General features: G+C 46.9%; 18 protein-coding genes. 13 read left to right on the top strand and 5 right to left on the bottom strand.

Annotated features, from left to right (window positions below; translation table 11 throughout):
* Positions 1-2 precede the first annotated feature (2 nt).
* Positions 3-224 (bottom strand): helix-turn-helix domain-containing protein, encoded by a 222-nt coding sequence (locus tag EZMO1_RS01720; protein WP_034879463.1) that lies wholly within the window; start codon positions 222-224, stop codon positions 3-5.
* Between the two features lie 288 nt (positions 225-512).
* On the opposite strand from EZMO1_RS01720, the gene EZMO1_RS01725 reads away from it, so the two are divergent.
* A complete protein-coding gene (locus EZMO1_RS01725; RefSeq protein WP_034879462.1) occupies positions 513-1,184 on the top strand; it encodes a hypothetical protein in 672 nt (223 codons plus the stop codon).
* Between the two features lie 21 nt (positions 1,185-1,205).
* Here EZMO1_RS01725 and EZMO1_RS01730 read toward each other — a convergent pair whose 3' ends face one another.
* Positions 1,206-1,433: a helix-turn-helix domain-containing protein gene (locus tag EZMO1_RS01730; protein ID WP_244886722.1), complete on the bottom strand. Its 228-nt coding sequence runs from the start codon at positions 1,431-1,433 to the stop codon at positions 1,206-1,208.
* A gap of 100 nt (positions 1,434-1,533) precedes the next feature.
* Between EZMO1_RS01730 and EZMO1_RS01735 the strand changes: the two genes are divergently transcribed.
* From EZMO1_RS01735 to EZMO1_RS01770, 8 genes are all read left to right on the top strand, one after another.
* A complete protein-coding gene (locus tag EZMO1_RS01735) occupies positions 1,534-1,872 on the top strand; it encodes a transposase (protein WP_034879460.1) in 339 nt (112 codons plus the stop codon).
* Positions 1,873-1,884: 12 nt separating this feature from the next.
* Positions 1,885-2,562, top strand: a complete 678-nt coding sequence (cas5c, locus tag EZMO1_RS01740; protein ID WP_034879459.1) for a type I-C CRISPR-associated protein Cas5c — start codon at positions 1,885-1,887, stop codon at positions 2,560-2,562.
* Positions 2,544-4,235, top strand: coding sequence for a type I-C CRISPR-associated protein Cas8c/Csd1 (locus EZMO1_RS01745; protein ID WP_082212362.1), 1,692 nt, complete (start codon positions 2,544-2,546; stop codon positions 4,233-4,235). The genes cas5c and EZMO1_RS01745 overlap by 19 nt, the downstream gene beginning before the upstream one ends.
* Positions 4,229-5,128, top strand: a complete 900-nt coding sequence (locus EZMO1_RS01750) for a CRISPR-associated protein (protein WP_034879457.1) — start codon at positions 4,229-4,231, stop codon at positions 5,126-5,128. Before EZMO1_RS01745 ends, EZMO1_RS01750 begins: the two co-directional genes overlap by 7 nt.
* Before the next feature lie 744 nt (positions 5,129-5,872).
* Positions 5,873-6,787, top strand: a complete 915-nt coding sequence (locus tag EZMO1_RS01755; RefSeq protein ID WP_034879456.1) for a TniQ family protein — start codon at positions 5,873-5,875, stop codon at positions 6,785-6,787.
* Between the two features lie 290 nt (positions 6,788-7,077).
* Entirely contained in the window at positions 7,078-8,301 is a 1,224-nt protein-coding gene (locus EZMO1_RS01760) for a threonine/serine exporter family protein (protein WP_034879455.1), read from the top strand.
* A gap of 57 nt (positions 8,302-8,358) precedes the next feature.
* A complete protein-coding gene (locus EZMO1_RS01765) occupies positions 8,359-9,018 on the top strand; it encodes a DUF1007 family protein (RefSeq protein WP_201772247.1) in 660 nt (219 codons plus the stop codon).
* A complete protein-coding gene (locus tag EZMO1_RS01770; RefSeq protein ID WP_051790697.1) occupies positions 9,015-9,998 on the top strand; it encodes a nickel/cobalt transporter in 984 nt (327 codons plus the stop codon). The genes EZMO1_RS01765 and EZMO1_RS01770 overlap by 4 nt, the downstream gene beginning before the upstream one ends.
* A gap of 70 nt (positions 9,999-10,068) precedes the next feature.
* Here EZMO1_RS01770 and EZMO1_RS01775 read toward each other — a convergent pair whose 3' ends face one another.
* The 3 genes from EZMO1_RS01775 to EZMO1_RS01785 form a co-directional block, all read right to left on the bottom strand.
* Positions 10,069-11,037, bottom strand: a complete 969-nt coding sequence (locus EZMO1_RS01775) for a CobW family GTP-binding protein (protein ID WP_034879454.1) — start codon at positions 11,035-11,037, stop codon at positions 10,069-10,071.
* 154 nt (positions 11,038-11,191) lie between these two features.
* Positions 11,192-12,466 carry an NAD-dependent dihydropyrimidine dehydrogenase subunit PreA gene (gene preA, locus EZMO1_RS01780; RefSeq protein ID WP_034879453.1) on the bottom strand — a complete coding sequence of 425 codons (1,275 nt, stop codon included), beginning with the start codon at positions 12,464-12,466 and terminating at the stop codon, positions 11,192-11,194.
* A gap of 4 nt (positions 12,467-12,470) precedes the next feature.
* Complete coding sequence (locus EZMO1_RS01785) at positions 12,471-13,835, bottom strand: NAD(P)-dependent oxidoreductase (RefSeq protein WP_244886723.1); 1,365 nt, start codon at positions 13,833-13,835, stop codon at positions 12,471-12,473.
* A gap of 460 nt (positions 13,836-14,295) precedes the next feature.
* On the opposite strand from EZMO1_RS01785, the gene EZMO1_RS01790 reads away from it, so the two are divergent.
* The 4 genes from EZMO1_RS01790 (at position 14,296) to EZMO1_RS01805 (ending at position 19,528) form a co-directional block, all read left to right on the top strand.
* Positions 14,296-15,843 (top strand): Re/Si-specific NAD(P)(+) transhydrogenase subunit alpha, encoded by a 1,548-nt coding sequence (locus EZMO1_RS01790; RefSeq protein ID WP_034879452.1) that lies wholly within the window; start codon positions 14,296-14,298, stop codon positions 15,841-15,843.
* Between the two features lie 13 nt (positions 15,844-15,856).
* Positions 15,857-17,251 carry a Re/Si-specific NAD(P)(+) transhydrogenase subunit beta gene (pntB, locus tag EZMO1_RS01795; protein WP_034879451.1) on the top strand — a complete coding sequence of 465 codons (1,395 nt, stop codon included), beginning with the start codon at positions 15,857-15,859 and terminating at the stop codon, positions 17,249-17,251.
* A 170-nt stretch (positions 17,252-17,421) separates the two neighbouring features.
* The gene (locus EZMO1_RS01800; RefSeq protein WP_082212361.1) at positions 17,422-18,525 is read left to right on the top strand and encodes a molybdate ABC transporter substrate-binding protein; all 1,104 of its coding nucleotides are present in this window, start codon (positions 17,422-17,424) and stop codon (positions 18,523-18,525) included.
* A 178-nt stretch (positions 18,526-18,703) separates the two neighbouring features.
* Positions 18,704-19,528, top strand: coding sequence for a DUF5718 family protein (locus EZMO1_RS01805; RefSeq protein ID WP_034879449.1), 825 nt, complete (start codon positions 18,704-18,706; stop codon positions 19,526-19,528).
* The last annotated feature ends 497 nt before the right edge of the window (positions 19,529-20,025 follow it).

Below are 20,025 nucleotides of genomic sequence, written 5' to 3' on the forward strand. Positions count from 1 at the left end.
GATTATCCTGCAGTTTGGCTAGCATTCTCTTTTTGGCTTCTGTTATCAGAAGCACCACCGGAGCGAACCCAGGCATCTACTTCAGGCACCTGAAATTTCCATAAACGACCAATCTTATGTGCGGGCATTTGCCTGCTACTGATCCAGCTGTATACGGTGTCTCGGCTGACACCTAAATGATGGGAAATTTCTTCGACGGATAGCCAGCGATTGAGTGAGCTCATGGGAGAAGGGCTTATTTACCAGAAACAACTAAGCAGACTATCGAATGGGGGTAGGGTTTACAATGATCTATACCTGTTTGTACGGCTTTGGCCGAGTATCTTCTGGCATTTATGCTGGACACAGCACATAAATCGACTATGTTGGATGCATAGGCTTATGCAGGAGCCTGCCGTCCACGCTGGCAAAACATTTGTACTGCCCACATACCTTTTCGCACATCCCCTGACCCTGACTTCCCGTAGTGGACACGGAACGATTATTACCTTTTGACAGGTGAGGGAGTTGTTGTGTCTGCTATTCCAGAGCTACATGGCTTTCTTTGGATTGAGAAAATTAAAAAGCATGCTAAGGATTTGAAAAAGAGCCTTCCCGCTCTTCGATATCTTGAGCGACTTGAAATCTCAGCTCGTCAGTTTGCGGGTAAGCGGGACTATAAAGAATGCCGCAGCTTGCATGAAAAGCATTTGCTGTCGTATAGGTATGTTAAAGATCAAACTGCTGAGCAGCAATTGCATCAATGGCAGTGTGCTTTTTGTGGGCTTGCTTTTGATCCAAGCTCGAAAGCAGACAAAAAACATATAGAGCAACATAAACTGTTTGAAATCGCATATTACAAGACAGGTTATAACCCTGACTGTTATGCAGTCCGAGAAGACAAAATCCGTGATGTTAGAGAAAAATATAAAAATCTTTCATCTAGCGATAGTCAAGCGACCAGATTAGAAATCTGCATAGGTATCTACAAACGATTCTATGATCGATCTTTTGAGAAGGCTATTCTTTGTGGATACTGGGAGCAGCACCCACCTTTTCATAGATTTGTCGCAATGACAGAAATTAAAAACCCTCTTCGCCCAGATGATTTCAAGATGTTTCATGAAAAGTTTGGAATCCTTAAAGGGCATATTCCACCCGGGCATTCATATTGGACTCCTCAAGGCAGCAATTTCCTGTACTGAGTGGGCAGGAAGATGGAATACTCAGTCCAGCAGTTGGAAAGCTCTCACCCCGAGTGCGCTTGCAAGCTTGTATATCCCTTTAATGGTAATGTTCTTTTCGCCACGTTCAATTTGTCCCACGTAGCTGCGATCCATTCCTGCTCGATGGGCCAGTTCATCTTGCGTGATTGCCTGACTGTCACGCAGTTCTCTCACGCGTTTACCAAACCTTATAACCGGATCACCCTGCATCAAAAATCCTTTCTCCAAAAGAAAGGACTATCAGTCGCTTTACAACCCTTAACGACGGACTATGATTACCAAAGTGTAAACAGCCATAAATACGTTCAATTACTACGAGGCTTGCGGCATGGCTGAGAGAAAACGTGGCAGCTATACCCCTGAATTTCGGCAAAAGGCCGCAGACTTGGCTATGGCTTCTGGTGTCCGCTTAGGTGATATCGCAAAAACGTTGGATTTAGTTCCCAGTACGCTGAGCAATTGGGTAGCCAGAAGAAAGCAGGAATTGGGTAAGGGCTCAGTCAAAAAAGAAGCCACTGAGCAACAGAAAGCCGAGCAGCTTCCTTTGGAAAAAGAGAAGCCGTTAGTAAACAGCTCAACTGAAATTGAAAAATTGAAGCTCGAAATTAAACGACTACAGCAGGAGAGGAAGGTAGTAAAAGAAGCCATTCGACTGCTAACAAGCTGAGTAGTAGCAATCATGGGAAGACCAAGACACATCACTCTTAAGGTATGGGGTGACTTTGCATGCTTTACGAATCCTGCCTTTTCTGTGGAGCGGTGGTCATACCCTGTTATGACCCCCACGGCTGCCAGAGGAATTCTCAATGCAATTTACTTCCATAAAGAAGTCTGCTGGATTGTCACTAAAATCAATGTTCTCAAGCCAGTTCGCTGGCGAGGTTTTGGTACGAACGAAATTGACCAATGCATACGGAAAAAAGATATTGCCAAAGTGCTGTCTGATGGTTATCAGGGGGATGTCATGGTGACAGATGAGAGGCGTTTACAATTTCATAACCTGATTTTGAAAGATGTAGCCTATGTCATTCATGCTTATGCTGGTCTATTGCCTCGGTATCGTGAGCATCCCCATATGACAGAACAGGAGCATAAGCAGGTATTTCAGGAGCGAGTAAAATCTGGTCTATGTCGTTTTACTCCCTGGTTGGGGCAGAGAGACTACATCGCTTACTTTGATGAAGCTACTTCGTTTGATGAGCCTGTTGATCTCACAGAGCCACTGGGAATGTTGCCGCTTGAGATCATTGAGAAAAGTGGGAAAGTGCAACCTGTATTTTTCAATGCCTTCATTAAAAAAGGGCGGATAAGAGTGCCAAGGGTGGGGGCTGTACTACCATGCTGCTCAAGGAGCTAACACGCTACTTTTCCCAGAACCGCAATGTAATGCCTCCATTCGGATGGCAGCTCCATCGCTTGCGCTGGGTAATTGTTGTTAATGAGCATGGAGAGTTTTGCGATATTCAAGATTTGGCCACTTCTAGCTGCCCTAAGGGAGCTATGACCCATGTTCCTAAAAAAGTAGTGCGAACCAGAGGTATCAAAAGCTGCCAGCTCTGGGATCATTCTGGCTACGTTTTGGGAAAAGATATTGAAGATCCAGAAAGGGCAAAAAGACTTCATAAGCACTTTGTAGGCAGATGCCAGCTTATTGCCGATGAAACCAAGGATTCAGGTGCAGAAGCTGTGGCAAAATTCATATCAAATTTTCAGGAACAAAATATCTCTCAACACCCTCTATGCGAGGAGCTTTTCAAGGCGGAAGCAATCAGTTTCAGGCTTAAATCAGATGACGTTTTAGTGTTTGAGCGCCCTTCTGTTCATCAATGGCTTTCTGATAACCCGCTATCTTCTAAAACTGAAACTGGGCAGTGTCTGGTCTGCGGAGAATGGGGGAATATTGAAAGGATACTGCCAACGATAAAAGGTATTCGCGGCTGCAATCCTATTGGTGTCAGGCTGACAGCTATTAACAATATCAGAACAGGAAACTCTTGCCTGGGAGCATATGGGCTTACACAAGGGTACTGTGCTCCTACTTGTGAGCAGTGTTCTTATAAGTACGGAAATGCACTGAACCACCTGCTTCGTCCGGATTCACAGAATAAAATTCATATAGGCCGATTTACGCTTGTGTTTTGGTGCCCTCAGGGGCAACAGCTGGAAATATTGATACGAAAAGCGATTCTTGGTGGCAAGGATACTCAGCAGGTGAAGGATAAAAACGGAAAAATTCTGTTGAAACCAAATCCAACCGGATTTCATTGGGTTCCAGAGCCTTCCAGTAATGTTGTGCAACACCTGCAACAGCAATGTCGAAATGGCTATGTGAATGTAGTCGTTTTTCGTGGCAAGGATAGAAGAGCGGCTATTGAGTTTTACCAACGCATTCCGCAAACAGAACTGGTACATAATCTCTGTCATTGGCTCTCATGTACCGCAGTTTCTGACCGTGAATTAACTCCCCTGAGAGTATTTTTAGCCTTCTTATCTCAGAACAAGGATCTGGAGCATTTGCGTTCATCCGTATTGCTCTCATTGCTAAGAGCTATGTTTAGCAAAAAGCCTGTCAGTTTTTCAATCATCAAGCAGCTGACAGACTACACTGGTCGTAGGATAAAGCTCTCTTTACTCCATGAAAAACTGATCAGTTATATGTCCTCTTTACTACCAGAAGGCTACAAAAGCTCCAAAGCATTTTTGTGCGGTGAATTAATTGCACTGTTGGTGAAGTGTCAGGAAGAGGCCAACGGTGAAGCGACAACTATCCGCTGTGATACCGCGACAGTAACTTCACCTGCAAGGAGGCTGGCTTCTTATCTCAAGAAAAACCGCCACCACCTTAATCTCATTGGAAAGCAAAGCTTTGGCAGGCGGGTTAATCTCGAAAAAAAGATTCAGCGAGCAGTGTCTGAAATTGGTGTATTTCCGGAGCTTCTTGATCCTGATGAGCAGTTAATTTTACTTTCTGGTTATTACTGCCAGCGTCAAGCGCTTTTCCCAATCCGTAAGGAGAAAAAGCAATGCTAACCAATGTGCTGCAACATCCTAGAGATATTTTTTTCCTGTTTGATATTGAGAATGGAAACCCAAACGGCGATCCGGATCAGGATGGGGCTGTTCGCTATGATGATGAAGTGAGAAAAGCTGAAATGACGGGTATTTGTCTGAAGCGAAAAATCAGAGATCGGGTGTCGCTGATGAAGGACTGCGTTCCCCCTTACGATACCTATTTTTCCAGTTCTCAAACTGTGCTCAATGATCATCATCGCTGGGCTATGGAGCAAGCAGATATAGAAGTAGCAGGACTGGAGAGCGACAGAGGCAAAAAACAGAAGAAGGTGTCAGCATCAGATAGGCGGAAAGTAACCAGTCTACTGACAGAGCGCTTCTATGACTTAAGAGCTTTCGGGGCACCTTTAAAAGCTTCGGAATTTCCCGGTGAGGTGGTGAGAGGACCTTGTCAGGTTCCAATGATTCAATCCTTAAATACTGTTATGCCCGTCGATGTTGGTATTACACGGGGTTCTGTCACCAACGAGAGGGATGCTGACAAAGAGAGCACGATGGGTCAGTTCTCAAAAATTAGGCATGCTGTTTTTATGGGGGTCTGTACAGTATCCGCCCATCTTTCGGAGAGTACAGGATTCTCAGAACAAGATTTTGAGATTATGGTTGATGCCATTGACTATATGTTTGAAGAGGATCGAGCTCATAACAGAATCATCAACCTGCAGGGAATGGTTGTAATGAAGCATGAAAGCCGTCTTCGTAGTGGAAAATTGCATGCTCTCAAAAAGGCTGTAGAGGTTGAGCAGAAGAGAAAATATACCGAAACTTTTGATGATTACGAGATAACGGTTAATAAGAAACTGTTACCAAAGGGTGTCTCTATAGAGCGAAATGATTTTGAAACTCAGTAGCATTTTAACCGTTCGTTTTATAGCCTTCTCCCCACCAGATATTTACGAATTTTCTGGATTGGCAGGAGGCAAATAGCTTGTTAGGAGCATGCTTTTTTCGCTTGGAAATTGCATATTCCTCATACTTTCTAATGGGTTATGCGACTCCTGCTGTAAGAGCCCTTTGGTTGGAGGGTTATTTCAGCAATGCTTATGATGGGCAAATTGCTATCAGCGCTGTAAGAACCCTTTGATTGGAGGGTTATTTCAGCGATCCGGGCTTTTTTTCCGTTGATTTTGTCTCTGTACGAGTCCTTTGATTAAAGGGTGTTTTCAGCAGCGTACCGTGTTCACCTTTTTCGAGAGCTGCTGTAAGAGCCTTTTGATTGGAGAGTGTTTTCAGTACCGTTCGAGCAAGCCAGTTTCTCTTTGAGATTGTAAGAACTCTTTGATTGGAGGGTGCTTTCAGCTATGTCAGTGGGTTAGGTCCTGAAGACGCAGCTGTAAGAGTCCTTTGATTGTAGGGCTCTTACTTTGTATCTATTTCTCACAACATTATCTGCTACACTTTTCTGAATCAGACATTTCAGTTGTTCTGAGATGGCAGAAGTAAACCCTTTGAAAATGCATCTTTTTTGCAAATAAAAGGAATGACAGCTTCCGCTTTAAAGCTTGGTAATCAGGCGTTTATTTAAGTGACAATACGGTGGCAATTCACCCTACCTGCAGTAGAGTCTCCATGCTCTACTGCCTACTGTAAAATTAATGGATGCTTATTTTCCTGCACCTTTCCCTGACGAATCTCTATACAGCCTGATGGCAAGATACAGGGTTTCTCTCCCACACAGCAATCGGCACGTATCTCATAGAGAGTTTGGTTATGAGCAGGCATTGAGCAAGCCGAGTTCTATCGGGCAGGATGCACTTGCATTTTATCGGCGGCACTCAGAGTTCTGGAAAAGTGAGCGTAATTTCATTAGGACAATGACTGCCAGCAATTTAATATTTCCATTCTTAACAAAATCAGTGCAAGACAGGTTCTATAAAGCTCTCCAAGGTTATAGCAGTGGAGTAAACTCTCTGTTACGGCCATATATTTACTTCCCAAACCATAACTTTGGCAGCCTAAAGTATTGTCCGGAATGTGTAATACATGACATTGATCAGTATGGAGTAGCTTATTGGCATTGCAGCCATTGTGTTTGGTTTGCCACTGCATGCTGGCAGCATGGCTGTTGTTTAAAAGAGGTGCAAAATGAGAGTAGGTTTGAGCTTCCTCCGCAGCATCAAGCTAATTCAGAGTTAGGGCGGGCTGATGACTCAGGTGTTGCACTTTGCATATTGGTGAAAGAGTTGCTGGGTGGTGGGTTGCCTTGGGGAGTATCCATGTCTGACATTCGGGCATGCTACCAGGAGGTTATTACAGTCAAAAGTTCAGAGATAAAGGCCTTCGCTAGGGGCTTACAATGCGAATTGGAAGAGAACTGTACTCCCGAACTTTTACAATTGTTGAAAATTCGCAGGACGTTCAATGGCACAGGCAGACGTCTATGGGTTTATGATGTGCTCAAAGGACACAGCATTGAGCATATCCCAGAACATCTACTGGTAATAAACCAGTTATTCTCAAGCATCCAGAGGCTAAGGGAAGTTTTGACAACTTCAGATCATGTATCCTGAAAGGGTGTTGAGCAGCATAAGTTGTCAAAACTATTATTTCATGGGTAGGCTGGGAAGCCTTGGTATGTAGTAAGCTTAGTTGTCAAAACTTTTATGATTCTCCAATAAAATAGAATTTTGACAACGTTACTTACCATGATGAATACCCTCATAGTCGTTTAATTTTCGGCTTTGAGGGTATTTTGGTTCTATGGCTAATTTATTCATAACTCCCCTGGCCCATTTCAGCTGACAACACGTTAATATCCGCAGACTTATTTTTACTGCCTTTCTTTTTGGAGTAATGGTCTGTGAAATCGGACGGTTTTTCTCAAAAACGTGATTTTATTCTGGAGCTGGGTAAAGCCCTGCATCAATTCGGAACCCCTGCATTTCGTCTTGAAGCCCATCTCAATAACGTGACAAAGTTTCTTGGATTAGATGGTTATTTTTTACTGTCACCCACTTCGATGACCTTTTCACTGTGGGAACACGCCGAAACCGAGCAACAGAATTACAACATTCGTGTGCATCCGGGCGAGTTGGATTTAGGGCGACTGGCTGAAGCCGATGAGCTGGTGGAAGAACTGGTCTCCGGCAGCAAGACGCTCGATGAGGCATTAACCTCGTTACGACAGCTGACAAGAAAACCAGCCCCTTACAGTCAACAGTTAACGATGCTCGCCTTTGGTGTGTCGGCAGGTGCATTTGCCATGCTTATGCGCGCCAGCTGGATTGATATCATGTTTTCGACACTGGCTGGTTTGATGGTTTACTGTCTCATTGTTCTGGTGGAAAGAAAAGGACTCAACTCTGAAATCCTGGAGCCACTGTCTTCTATAATGGCGGCACTGTTCGCCGCTGCTGTATCTGTGTTCTATCCGGAGATTTATTCCCCCATAGTGATCCTTTCGAGCATCATCGTGTTTATCCCCGGGCTGGCAATTACCATGGGGTTGAAAGACCTTGCCGCCAGGCATCTTACCTCGGGTACTGCCCGGGTGATGGACGGCATTATGTGCCTGTTCAAACTGTACTTTGGAACCACCTTAGGAATGGCGCTGGGAGCACAGATTTTTGGCTCTGTTGAACACGTCAATGCTCCTGCCGTTCCCGAATGGACGTTGTGGCTTGCTGTTCCAACGCTTTCTATGACGCTGGTGGTTATTTTTAAAAGTCGTCTGAAAGATGCACCGTGGGGCGTTTTGTCGGCGATTGTCGCATTTGTTGGTTCTTTATTGGGAACGGTGTATCTGGGGGATTCTCTGGGCTTGTTTGTAGGTGCAGTCATGACAGGCATGTACAGTAATATTTATTCACGAATAACTAATGCGCCGTCGTCTGTGGTGCTGTTGCACGGAGTGGTTTTACTGGTACCTGGCAGTAAAGCGTATATTACCCTGAATGAAGTCATATCCGGTGAAAGCATGATGGCATTGAGCGACCTGGGTCCACAGACCTTTTTAATATTTATGTCGATTACTGCCGGGCTGATTTTCGCCAACAGTCTGATACCATCGCGAAAAACGTTGTAATTGTTTAGGTATTTTATGGTTTCCAGATTGTTATCCTATTGCAGGAGCATTTGTCTGGTGTCGTTTGCTCTTATGCTTTCAGGCTCTCCTGCTGTTCTTGCTCACCCGCATTCATGGATTGATATGAAAACCCATATTGAAGGCAAAGAGGGTGTGATAACTGGCTTTCAGATGGAATGGATTTTCGATGCCATGTCATCAGCCTTTATGCTGGAAGGCGAGAAAAAATCCCCGCAGGCATTACGAAAAGCGCTGGACGGGCTTACTGCCTCTGTCATGGAAAATATAAAGAACGAACACTATTTTACGCATTTTCTGGATGGTAACAGGTCTGTCGATTTCGGAACGGCCACAGATGCAACATTCAGTCGCAACCGTGCCAGACTCGTTCTGACGTTTAATTTGCCATTGTTAAAACCGCAGCCTTTGAGGAAAGACTCACTGAAGTTAGAAATTTTCGAGCCAACCCACTACACCGATATGAGCTGGCCTGCCAAAAACAGCGTCAGCTTATCGGACGAATTAGCGAAACAGTGTGAACTTGAACTGGTTCGTCCCAACCCGACACCTCAACAAATGAGTTATGCCCTTGCCTTGCCGGAAGATGCTGATCCGGATCACACACTCGGACAATTATTTACCCAGAGTATTCGTTTTCATTGTTCGGTAAATCAACAGTTAACGCCCGGGAAAGCATCCAAGGAGGTCAGAAAATGATGCAACACTCTTCTTCGGGCAGTGCCAAACAGAAAAGGCTTCAATGGGTCGCTTTAACAAGTCTGATCGTAGTCATGCTGGCCTGTCATCAATTGTGGCAGGCATGGCCCACGCTGGTGTTAAAAAGTATCGAATGGCAACGCATCGTCAATAATCAGCTGGCTGACCTGCTGTATGATGCCAGGGAAAATCCGCTGGTTTCAGGTGGCTACCTGGCAGGCTTCAGCTTTTTGTATGGCATTCTTCATGCACTGGGGCCCGGGCACGGCAAAGTAATCGTGACCACTTATCTGGCAACTCAACCAGCCAAAGCAAAGGCAAGTCTTGTTCTTACCTTTGTTTCAGCGTTGTGTCAGGCCATGGTGGCTGTTGCACTGGTCAGTGTTCTGTTGTGGGGTTTGAGCGCCTCCACTCAGGATATTAACCGACATGCGCTGAATTTGATGACGTTGAGCAGTGGTTTGATTATTGTCCTTGGCGTCATGATCTGCTGGCGGGTATTCAGATCACTGCTCTTCAAAAAAGCCCCCCGAAAAGCAGCATGCGACAGCCACCATCAGGAGCATGATCACTCATGTGGCTGTGGGCATCAGCATGTAGTGTCACCGGAAGCCATTAATCAAGCCTCCTCATTGCGTGAATATATTGGTGTGATTTTGAGCATCGGCTTACGTCCCTGCACCGGTGCGATCATGGTGCTCTTCTTTGCAAACATGGTTGGGCTTTACTGGATGGGAGTCGTCAGTGCCCTGTTAATGTCTATGGGTACTGCTATCACCACATCGGCTCTGGCACTGATGACGTTATCAGGCAAAAAGATTGTTCGTCGTTACCTGTCATCAAAACAGTCACACCAACAACGACGCTGGCAGTGGGCAGGATACGGTTTACAACTGCTGGGTGGCTCTATTCTGATTCTGTTGGGTTTGCTGTTGATCAACTCTCAAAGCACAGGCCTGTCACCTATGTTGATGACGTGAGCTATTTTTCCATAAGACCATCAAAAATAGCAGGGAGGAGTCAGTTATTTTAAATGACTCCTTCCCTTTTTCATTTAGACAAATTATCCAGTAAAAACTGCTCTACCTCGTCCCACGGCAAGGGTTTGTCATTGATGATTTCAATACGACTGTCATCACATTCATCCAGCTCCAAAACCGACACCAAACCATTCTGGGCATTAAACGCTTTTGGTCCGGTATCGGTTTTCACCACGGCTTTGAATCTATCGGCATTCAAACCATTACACATTTGGAACAGAGCATGAAAAGAAAATTCAGTGCTTCCGCTGAATAGCCAGCCACAGCTGACATGTCCCTGCCCTTTGTTTTCCTTACGAACAAAACGTTGTCCGGGTTCGAGAACCAGAGAGGCTGTATCTGGCATGTCGTGGTGATGAGGGTGAGCACTGGACGCACTGATTTCATGGGATTTTCTCGGCAAGCTCAGCCACTCTACATCAAGGGCTCCCTGACTGACCCAGGCAGACTTTGCTTCCTGAGGGCAGAAATCTTCGAATCGCTGCCGGTCTTCTTCAGTGCAGAGGTCGGTTTTATTGGCAACCAGCACATCAGCGATGGCAACCTGACTTGTGAAGTTTTCGTTTTCCAGATAGCGATCGTCTTGAAGGTTTCTCGGATCAAGCAGGCAGATGCTGGCCTTCAGTTCAAGAATATCCTTGTAGTATTTTCCGGTTAAGGTTTCCAGAATCTGTTTTGGATGACCAAGACCGGTGGGTTCTACCAGAATGCGGTCGGGTTTGCTTCGGGCAATCAGCATATTCAAGCCAATCTGCATGGGCAGGCCGGCAACGCAACACATGCAGCCACCGGGAACTTCCCGTACAACCGCACCCTTGCCCTTCATCATGGCACCATCAATACCAATTTCGCCAAACTCATTGACCAGAACCCCCCAGGTCTCATGCTCAGGCTTTTGTTTCAGAAGATGCAGAATTGCAGTGGTTTTACCTGCTCCAAGAAAGCCGGTAATGAGAGTGACGGGTATTTTCTTATCCATGTTTACATTACTTTAAATGTTATAATATAACATTGGTTGGCAGTCAGAAGAACAACTCCCTCCGTCTGGATCAGGAAAATCTGCAAACGAGTGAAGGAATGGTCGTAATGGGCAAATGTGATTGGTAACTTAATGGTTACCCTTTAATTCTTAGTTACTCCATATACGCCATAGGGTTCCGAGGATGCTGCGTCCAGTTCAGATACGGTTTTCCGGTATCCTGCTTCACCATGGTAATGCAATCTTCAACCGGGCAAACAATCTGGCAAAGATTGCAACCAACACATTTTTCATCAATGACTTCGAAGCGCCTTGACGTCTGACTTTCTGGAATCATGGCAATCGCCTGATGGGATGTGTCTTCACAGGCGGCATAGCACCTGCCACATTCAATGCAGGATGACGGGTCTATATGGGCCAGTGTCTTGTAGTTCAGGTCGAGGTATTTCCAGTCGGTGAGTTGCGGTACGGCTGCACCACGAAAGGCATTGAGGTTTTGATAACCTTTACTGTCCATCCAGCGTGACAGGCCATCGATCATATCCTCGACAATTTTGAAGCCATAAAGCATGGCAGCCGTACACACCTGAACATTTCCGGCGCCAAGGGCAATAAATTCAGCAGCATCCTTCCAGTTACCGATGCCGCCAATGGCTGAAACCGGCAGGTCTGAGGTGTCCGGATTGCGGGAAATCTGCCCCACCATGTTCAGGGCGATCGGCTTCACTGCAGAACCGCAATAACCACCACTGGTGAACTGACCGCCAACGTCAGGGTAACCGGTCATTGTGTCGAGATTAATGCCGGTAATGGAATTAATGGTGTTAATCAGGGAAACAGCATCGGCACCTGCGCTTTGAGCAGCCATGGCAGGAAGCAAGATGTTGGTAATGTTGGGAGTCAGCTTTACGATGACTGGCAAGGATGTGTGCTGTTTACACCAACGAGTCACCATTTCAATGTATTCCGGCACCTGACCAACCGCCGCGCCCATTCCTCTTTCCGGCATGCCATGTGGGCAACCAAAGTTGAGTTCCACACCATCGCAGCCCGTCTGTTCAACCTGTTGAAGAATACGTTTCCAGCTGTCTTCTTCGCAGGGCACCATTAACGAGACAACCAGTGCCCGGTCAGGCCAGTCCTTTTTGGTTTGATAAATTTCTTCCAGGTTAACCGCCAGAGGTCGGTCAGTGATTAATTCAATGTTATTGATTCCCAGCACCTTGCCGCTATTGTCACGATGCACTGAATAACGCGAACAGACATTGACCGGTTCCGGATCTTCCCCAAGGGTTTTCCAGACAACGCCGCCCCAGCCTGCTTCGAATGCTCTGTAAACGTTGTAGGCTTTATCGGTTGGTGGCGCGGAGGCCAGCCAGAAAGGGTTAGGGGAAGAGATACCAACAAAGTTACTGCTTAAATCTGCCATGTTGTTAACCTCTTTCGTCGTTTAAAAAGCGATCTATTGCAAGGGCAGCCTGCTTGCCATGCTCGACAGCCTGAACCGTGAGATTATCTCCCTGCAAGATGCAGTCGCCTCCGGCCCAGACATTATCCAGTGATGTCTTGAAGTTCATGTCTGTGGCAATGCGACCGGCTTCTATAGCGGGTGGTTCAGAGCACTGTGCAAAACAGTCTTCCAGTAAATGCTGGCCTATGGCTTTGTATAATGTGTCAGCGGGTAGGTGGAAATGTTCTTCGGTGTCTTTCAATAAACCATTGTCGTTAATCTGGGTGCGGGTGAAAGTAACTGCCTTTAAGTGGCCCTCAACGGTTTCAATGGATGAAAGCCTTGCCCAGTGGATGATTCGAATGCCGTTGTCCCGGGCAAATGCCTGCTCATGATCGGTTGCTGACATGTCTTCGGCTCCGCGTCGATAAACCAGTGTAACTTCATCAGCCCCCAGACGTTTACTCTGGCAGGCGATATCAATAGCAGTGTTACCCCCGCCAATTACAATTACCCGTCTGCCCACAGGCAACGTGTTTAGCTGACGTGTTTGCCGCAAACGGTCAATGGCTTTAATGGCATCTTCAACGCCCTGACAATGTTCACCAGATAAACCAAGAGAGTTACTGCCCCCCAGCCCGGGAGCCAGGAATACGGCATTGAACGTTTCTCGTAAGGTATCAAGACTCATATCCTTCCCCAGTCGTTTTTCATACTGTGGGTGAATGCCTCCAAGACCAAGAACAAACTCGATTTCCTTCTGGGCATAATCCTCAACCAGTTTGTAAGCGGCGATACCGTATTCATTTAACCCGCCAGAATGAGGTTTTGCATCGTAAAGTGTCACATCATGGCCAAAGCGGGAAAGTCGGTGAGCACACGCCAGTCCAGCCGGACCGGCACCCACTACTGCGACGGATTTGCCCGTTGAGGCTTTACGGGTGAATGGATGATGGTTTTCAGAGCGGTTATCAATGGCAAATCGTTGCAGGAGACCAATGGCGACAGGTAAACACTCCGGTTCTTTATTACGAACACAGGCTTGCTCACAGAGGATTTCAGTGGGGCAAACCCGTGCGCAGCTGCCACCAAGAATATTGGCATCCAGAATCGTCTGTGCGGCACCGTCAATATTATGGGTGGCAATTCGATGAATAAAGGACGGTACATTAATATGCGTCGGGCAAGCTGTAATGCAGGGAGCCGCTTCACAATAAAGGCAGCGATCAGAAGCCATTCGGGCTTCATGCCAACTCAGGGGCGGATGGATATCAGCAAAGTTGTCACGGTATTCGTCAACCTTCAGGCGACCACTGTGAATATCGGGTTTATACATGACTGTTTTCATCAGATGAGGAGTGACTGAGCCCACTCCGGTTGGCCTGTTTCAGCATAGCAGTCTGGTCGTTCAGGCTTCCCGTGAGCAGAGCCATTTGAGGGATTCGATGAATTATGGTTTATGTGACAAATCTCTGAAAAATGAACGTCCTTATAGGGAATTGCCCATTCTATTCTAGTTAATTACCACTTTTCGCAAAAATCACATAAGATGTGCGATCCAATGGAAACATTAGACGTTGGTCTAAGTTTTCAGCCGTTATTTATGGAGCGAATTCGGTTGATAAAAAGAGCCATGGTAGTACACCAGGCGCATACTGAGAGCTGCTATGTTGGCTGACGCCTGCTTTCCAGTTGCGATATAAACGACAGTAGGAGGCTGCCCGAGAATAGACTGTATTCTCGGACAGCGTACTGCTCATTCGATCACACTCCCTGATCATGTCTTTGATAATAACCAGGTGACCGATATGCGAATAGGGATCCCTGAAGAGATTCAGGAAAATGAAAACCGAGTGGCGGCGACTCCCGACACCGTCAAGAAGTTAATCAAGCTCGGTTACGACATCGTCATTGAAGCCGGAGCTGGTGAAAAAGCCAGCTTTGACGATGCAGCTTTTACAGAAGCTGGCGCTGACATTGCCGAGCGCAGCTCGGTTTGGGCTTCCGATATCGTTATGAAGGTCAATGCACCGACGGATGATGAGATTGCCCTGCTCAAAGATGGCGCTACTCTTGCCAGCTTTATCTGGCCCGGCCAGAACGAACCCCTCATGAATAAGCTCGGTCAGCGCACTATTAATGTGCTGGCTCTGGACAGCGTACCTCGTCTGTCGCGCTCCCAATCCCTTGATGCCCTTAGCTCCATGGCCAATATCGGTGGCTATCGGGCGGTGGTAGAAGCTTCCCATCATTTTGGCCGTTTCTTTAATGGTCAGATTACGGCAGCCGGTAAAATTCCACCTGCGAAAGTGTTGGTGATTGGTGCCGGTGTTGCTGGTCTGGCTGCACTGGGCGCTGCTGGCAGTATGGGTGCCATTGTTCGTGCATTCGACACCCGCCCCGAAGTGAAGGAGCAGGTTGAAAGCATGGGGGCGGAATTCCTTGAGCTTGACCTTTTATTGAGCGAGGAAGAAGAACAGGATTCTTCTGACGGTTATGCCAAGGAAATGAGTCAGGCATTTATTGATGCTGAAATGGCACTGTTTATGGAGCAGGCCAAAGACGTTGATATCATTATCACGACGGCTCTGATTCCCGGCCGCCCTGCCCCCAAACTGATCACCGAAGACATGGTTAAAGCCATGAAGCCGGGCAGTGTGGTTGTTGACCTTGCGGCACAAACCGGTGGCAACTGTGAATGCACTGAAAAAGACCGGGCGGTTGTTAAACACGGGGTGACGGTGATTGGCTTTACCGACATGCCCAGCCGTTTGCCCACCCAGTCTTCCCAGCTTTACGGCACTAACCTTGTTAACATGCTGAAGCTGATGACACCGGAAAAAGATGGCAATCTGGTTATCGATTTCGATGATGAGGTGGTGAGAGGTCTGACCGTTATCAAGGAAGGGAATATTACCTGGCCTCCGCCCCCCGTGAAGGTCAGTGCAGCACCTGCCGCCAAACCCGAGCCTGTTGCAACGCCCGACGTTAAAGAAGAAAAAAACAGCCGTCCATGGCTGAAACCTGCTCTGTTGGCAGCGGGTGCAGCCCTGTTTGCCTGGTTCGCAAACTCTGCACCAGCCAGTTTTCTTGAGCACTTTACCGTGTTTGTTCTGTCGTCCATTGTCGGCTATTACGTGATCTGGAATGTGACTTCAGCACTGCACACTCCTCTGATGAGTGTGACCAATGCCATCAGCGGCATTATTGTTGTGGGGGCGCTGGTACAGATGGGCAGTGACAGTCCTATTGTACTGGCACTGTCGGGTATTGCGCTGGTGGTCGCCATGATCAATATCGTTGGTGGTTTTGCCGTGACCCAGCGCATGCTGAAAATGTTCATCAGGGACCAGTAAGGAGTGAGTGGAAATGTCTGAAGGATTACTTGTATCTGCTTATCTGGTAGCAGCCCTGCTGTTTGTGATGAGCCTTGCCGGTCTCAGTCGTCAGGAAAGTGCCAGAAATGGCAGCCTTTACGGTATGGTCGGTATGGCTGTTGCAGTATTGGCGACTCTTGCCCATGCGCATGTCACCGGTATTACTCTGGTCACTGTGTTGATGATTGCTGGCGCGGGTATTGGTTTGTACCTGGCGAAAAAAGTGGAAATGACCGAAATGCCTCAGCTGGTAGCCATCCTGAACGGGTTTGGTGGTCTGGCTGCGGTGCTGATTGGTTTTTCCAGTGCTATTGAAGGTATGAATGAGCCGGTTGTTGCAAGTCTGTTGCCGTCTTCTGAAGCGCTGGTACACGACATTCAAATAGCATTTGGAGTCATTATCGGTGCGATTACCTTCAGTGGTTCAGTGGTAGCCTGCCTGAAGCTGCATGGCAAAATCTCCAGTCGTCCGGCGTCTTTGCCTGGTGGGCACTGGAGCAACCTTGCCATTATTGGTTTTGCGGTACTGATGGCTGTGGTGTATGTGCAGCAGAACAGTCTGCTGGCTCTGTTGCTGATGACAGCCTTCGCGTTTGGTTTTGGTATCACTCTGGTGATGGGCATCGGTGGTGCCGATATGCCTGTGGTGGTGTCCATGCTGAATGCCTATTCGGGTATTGCTGCTGCCGCTACCGGTTTCATGCTGGGTAACAACCTGCTGATCATTACCGGTGCCATGGTAGGATCTTCCGGTGCCATTCTGTCTTACCTGATGTGTGCTGCCATGAATCGCTCATTTGTCTCTGTGATTCTGGGTGGTTTTGGCGCTGAAGAAGGCGCGATGGCTGAAGGCGGTGAACAGGGAGAGCATACAGAAGTGCATGTGGAAGACGTGGCAGAGATGCTGAAGAATGCTTCCAGTGTCATTATTACGCCCGGTTACGGTATGGCGGTGGCTCAGGCGCAGCACCCGTTGCGTGAGCTGGTGACCAAGCTACGTGCCCAGAACATTCAGGTTCGTTTTGGTATTCATCCGGTGGCAGGGCGTTTGCCGGGTCATATGAATGTTCTTCTGGCAGAAGCCAAGGTGCCCTACGATATCGTCGAAGAAATGGATGAACTTAACGACGACTTCACCGATACCGACGTGGTTCTGGTCATTGGTGCAAACGACACCGTAAACCCGGCTGCGATGGAAGACCCTGGTAGTCCGATTGCCGGAATGCCGGTGTTGCGCGTATGGGAATCCGGTCAGGTGATAGTGTTCAAACGTTCCATGGCCACCGGTTATGCCGGTGTTCAGAATCCGCTGTTCTTCAAGGAAAATACCAGTATGTTGTTTGGCGATGCCAATGACAGTGTGCAGGGCATTTTGAAACAGTTCTGAAATCATTGGACTTCACAGGAGTAGAAATCCACCTGCTCCTGTTTTACAGAAATGAACTACCCCGAAGCAAGCTGCGGGGAATTAGACTCAAGGCTTCGCGATTAAAAAAACACATTATTGGATGTCGACTATACTGCTTCGCTCAATCTATCGATGAGCATATAACTGTTATGAATACGTTAATGTCGATTTTATTCAACTATCTGGAATGGGATTTCAAAAAGTATCTGGAATCTCTGCAGTCTAAAACACGACAATGCAACTTTAAAAAAGCCTCATGCCCAACGTTTTTTGCTCTTGCCCTGATGTTTCTTAGTCCACTTGTTTTTTCGAGTTCGCTGAACCCGGGAAAGTTGACAATTGCGGTTGCATCCAACTTTTACCCGACGGCTGTTGAATTGAAAAAAATGTTTAATAAGCAACATCCGGAGGTTGACATTACGCTTGAGAAAGGTGCAAGTGGTGACTTGTTCGACCATATTGTGAAGGGCAAAGCGATTGACGTGTTTCTCAGCGCAGATGGAAACCACCCGGCTACGCTGGAGCGACTTGATAGAATAGAGCCAGGTTCACTGAAAACCTTCGCGTTTGGTCGGATTGCATTTTTACACAAGCTGGAAGAACAGCACGAAGATCATGGTCATGGTCATGGGGAAGAGACTATATCGGTGAAAGAGTTGGGTGATTTTATCATTGAGAATAAAGATCCGGACATCTATATCCCGAATTCTCAGGGTTCTCCCTATGGCGAGAGAGTGGAGGCATTGCTTAAAGCTGCGGGGGTTTACTATTCCCTTAATGCAACGGAAAGACTCCAGATTGAAGACAGCTCTCATGATGTTTGGTTGAATAGCAAAAATAAAACAGAAGTATTTGCCTTGCTCCCAGCCTCATTAGTGTTTCATGGAGAAGATGATCACTCTAAGGATATACATGACGTAAAGCACCCTTACCCCGAAAAAGATCAGGTATCCCTGTTAGAAGACACTGAATTTCGGCATCTTAAGCAGCAGATGGTGATACTCAAAAATTCCACTAACAAACCGGCAGCTAAAGCCTTTACAGAGTTTATGCTATCATCCGGCACCCAATCCTATATTGCAGATCATGGTTATTATCCGGCAAATCACTCTAACAAATGCAATCTGGTTAACAGTTCGGGCGCTGCTTCTTATTTTTCTTCTATCCCTTATCTTGGTGTTGGTATTCTGTCTGCTGTTATCTCCACAACCTTGCTGCCTGCCTGGACTAACAGAGGTTATTGCCGTTTCTAAGCTCTGCCAGGAGCCTGCTGGCACTTTTTTCTGAATAGACGCAAAAAAGAACTCTTTATGAATATCGGGCTGGAAAGGATGCTGGCCTACATTCAGACCTCCCCGAACTCGAAGTCTTTCCTCTGTGCCTGTAAAATCCCGTTTCCAACAAATTAAGATCAAAAGTGATTAATTGATTATGCCGTTCAAACACGTAATCGGGCTGGGCGTTGCCGGTAATTTTGCCGGTCATCTGGAGCAGGCAGGCGAAGCCGCAGACTTTGTCGCGGTGAAAACTGAAGAAGCCATTGCGCCTAAAGCAATTTTTCCTTTCTATGTACCATCAGAGGAAGCAGGCTTCCTGGCGACTTATCCGTTGTGCAACAACACGATTGTTCCGCCAAACGATGCAGACAACCTGCAGATTGAGCCTGAAGTTGCCCTGCTGTGTGATATCCAGTACGACAATGGCAAGGTAACGGCACTGACTCCGGTAAAGTTCGCTGCTTATAACGACTGCTCGATTCGTAAACCCAATGCCAAAAAAATCAGTGAAAAGAAAAACTGGGGTCAGCAGACCAAAGGCGTTTCCGGAAACATGATCGAGCTGGATCATCTGCAGCAAGGCGGTGTGCTCGATCGTTTTCGTATTGCCAGCTTTCATAAACGCGGCGACCAGGTTGCCTGTTATGGTGAAGACAGCCCGGTGGTGGGCTACAGCTACTTCCACGAGAAGCTGCTGAACTGGATTATTGACCGCATGAATAACCAGAAAAATGTAGGACCGGCCGAGGATATTTCTGCCTATCTGGCCAACGCAGGTTATCCACAACAGGCTCTGATCAGTATTGGTGCCACTCGTTACACTGAATACGGCGAAACCAACTTCCTGCAATCTGGCGACACCAGCATTGTTGTCGTGTACGACGGTGAGCAGTATTCTCGGGAACAGATTACTGAAATGGCTCGGAATCAGGCATTTTCAGATCAAGGTATTTCTACCCTGATTCAGAACGTTGCGTAATAAAAATACGGAGTGCTTGCTGCTTTGGCAGGCACTTTCATTAAAGTGCCGGATCGATTCCAGTGGATTGATGCTTTATAAATACATGATAAGAGTCTGTAAACGTTTACCAACGTGCAAGGCCAATGACTGTCTTCTATGTCTGCTGTGACTTGTATATACTCCGTAGCACATTAAAAAGAGAGTCCAAATACAATAAAACAATTATCTCAGGCATTTTATATAGCCTGCAGGGGGATGTATGTGGTTAACAAAAAGAAAACAGGCCAGCATGTTGTCTATGATCGACGCGAACAGTCGTCGAGTTCTCAAAGAAATTACGTCGGGTGTTGCACGGCAAAACCTCAGGACTGCTTGCCATGAGCTCCGTTGGAGGGATCTCAATAATTGTAACTGGCATTACGCTACTGAAAGCTCCGAACGTCTGGCTCTGTTGACAAAAGAGCAGTTGAAGCTGGTGCACAGAATAGCGTTTGAAAATGGAGTTACACCCAGTT

The sequence above is a fragment of the Endozoicomonas montiporae CL-33 genome, from assembly GCF_001583435.1.
GTDB classification, from domain to species: Bacteria; Pseudomonadota; Gammaproteobacteria; order Pseudomonadales; family Endozoicomonadaceae; genus Endozoicomonas_A; species Endozoicomonas_A montiporae.

Excerpts from the sequence above, each read along its gene's own strand:
- EZMO1_RS01755 (WP_034879456.1), top strand. The coding sequence starts at position 5,873 with ATGGATGCTTATTTTCCTGCACCTTTCCCTGACGAATCTCTATACAGC.
- EZMO1_RS01775 (WP_034879454.1), bottom strand. The coding sequence starts at position 11,037 with ATGGATAAGAAAATACCCGTCACTCTCATTACCGGCTTTCTTGGAGCA.
- EZMO1_RS01805 (WP_034879449.1), top strand. The coding sequence starts at position 18,704 with ATGCCGTTCAAACACGTAATCGGGCTGGGCGTTGCCGGTAATTTTGCC.
- EZMO1_RS01745 (WP_082212362.1), top strand. The coding sequence starts at position 2,544 with ATGCTGCTCAAGGAGCTAACACGCTACTTTTCCCAGAACCGCAATGTA.
- EZMO1_RS01785 (WP_244886723.1), bottom strand. The coding sequence starts at position 13,835 with ATGAAAACAGTCATGTATAAACCCGATATTCACAGTGGTCGCCTGAAG.
- cas5c (WP_034879459.1), top strand. The coding sequence starts at position 1,885 with ATGGGAAGACCAAGACACATCACTCTTAAGGTATGGGGTGACTTTGCA.
- EZMO1_RS01800 (WP_082212361.1), top strand. The coding sequence starts at position 17,422 with ATGAATACGTTAATGTCGATTTTATTCAACTATCTGGAATGGGATTTC.
- pntB (WP_034879451.1), top strand. The coding sequence starts at position 15,857 with ATGTCTGAAGGATTACTTGTATCTGCTTATCTGGTAGCAGCCCTGCTG.
- preA (WP_034879453.1), bottom strand. The coding sequence starts at position 12,466 with ATGGCAGATTTAAGCAGTAACTTTGTTGGTATCTCTTCCCCTAACCCT.
- EZMO1_RS01750 (WP_034879457.1), top strand. The coding sequence starts at position 4,229 with ATGCTAACCAATGTGCTGCAACATCCTAGAGATATTTTTTTCCTGTTT.
- EZMO1_RS01770 (WP_051790697.1), top strand. The coding sequence starts at position 9,015 with ATGATGCAACACTCTTCTTCGGGCAGTGCCAAACAGAAAAGGCTTCAA.
- EZMO1_RS01790 (WP_034879452.1), top strand. The coding sequence starts at position 14,296 with ATGCGAATAGGGATCCCTGAAGAGATTCAGGAAAATGAAAACCGAGTG.
- EZMO1_RS01735 (WP_034879460.1), top strand. The coding sequence starts at position 1,534 with ATGGCTGAGAGAAAACGTGGCAGCTATACCCCTGAATTTCGGCAAAAG.
- EZMO1_RS01720 (WP_034879463.1), bottom strand. The coding sequence starts at position 224 with ATGAGCTCACTCAATCGCTGGCTATCCGTCGAAGAAATTTCCCATCAT.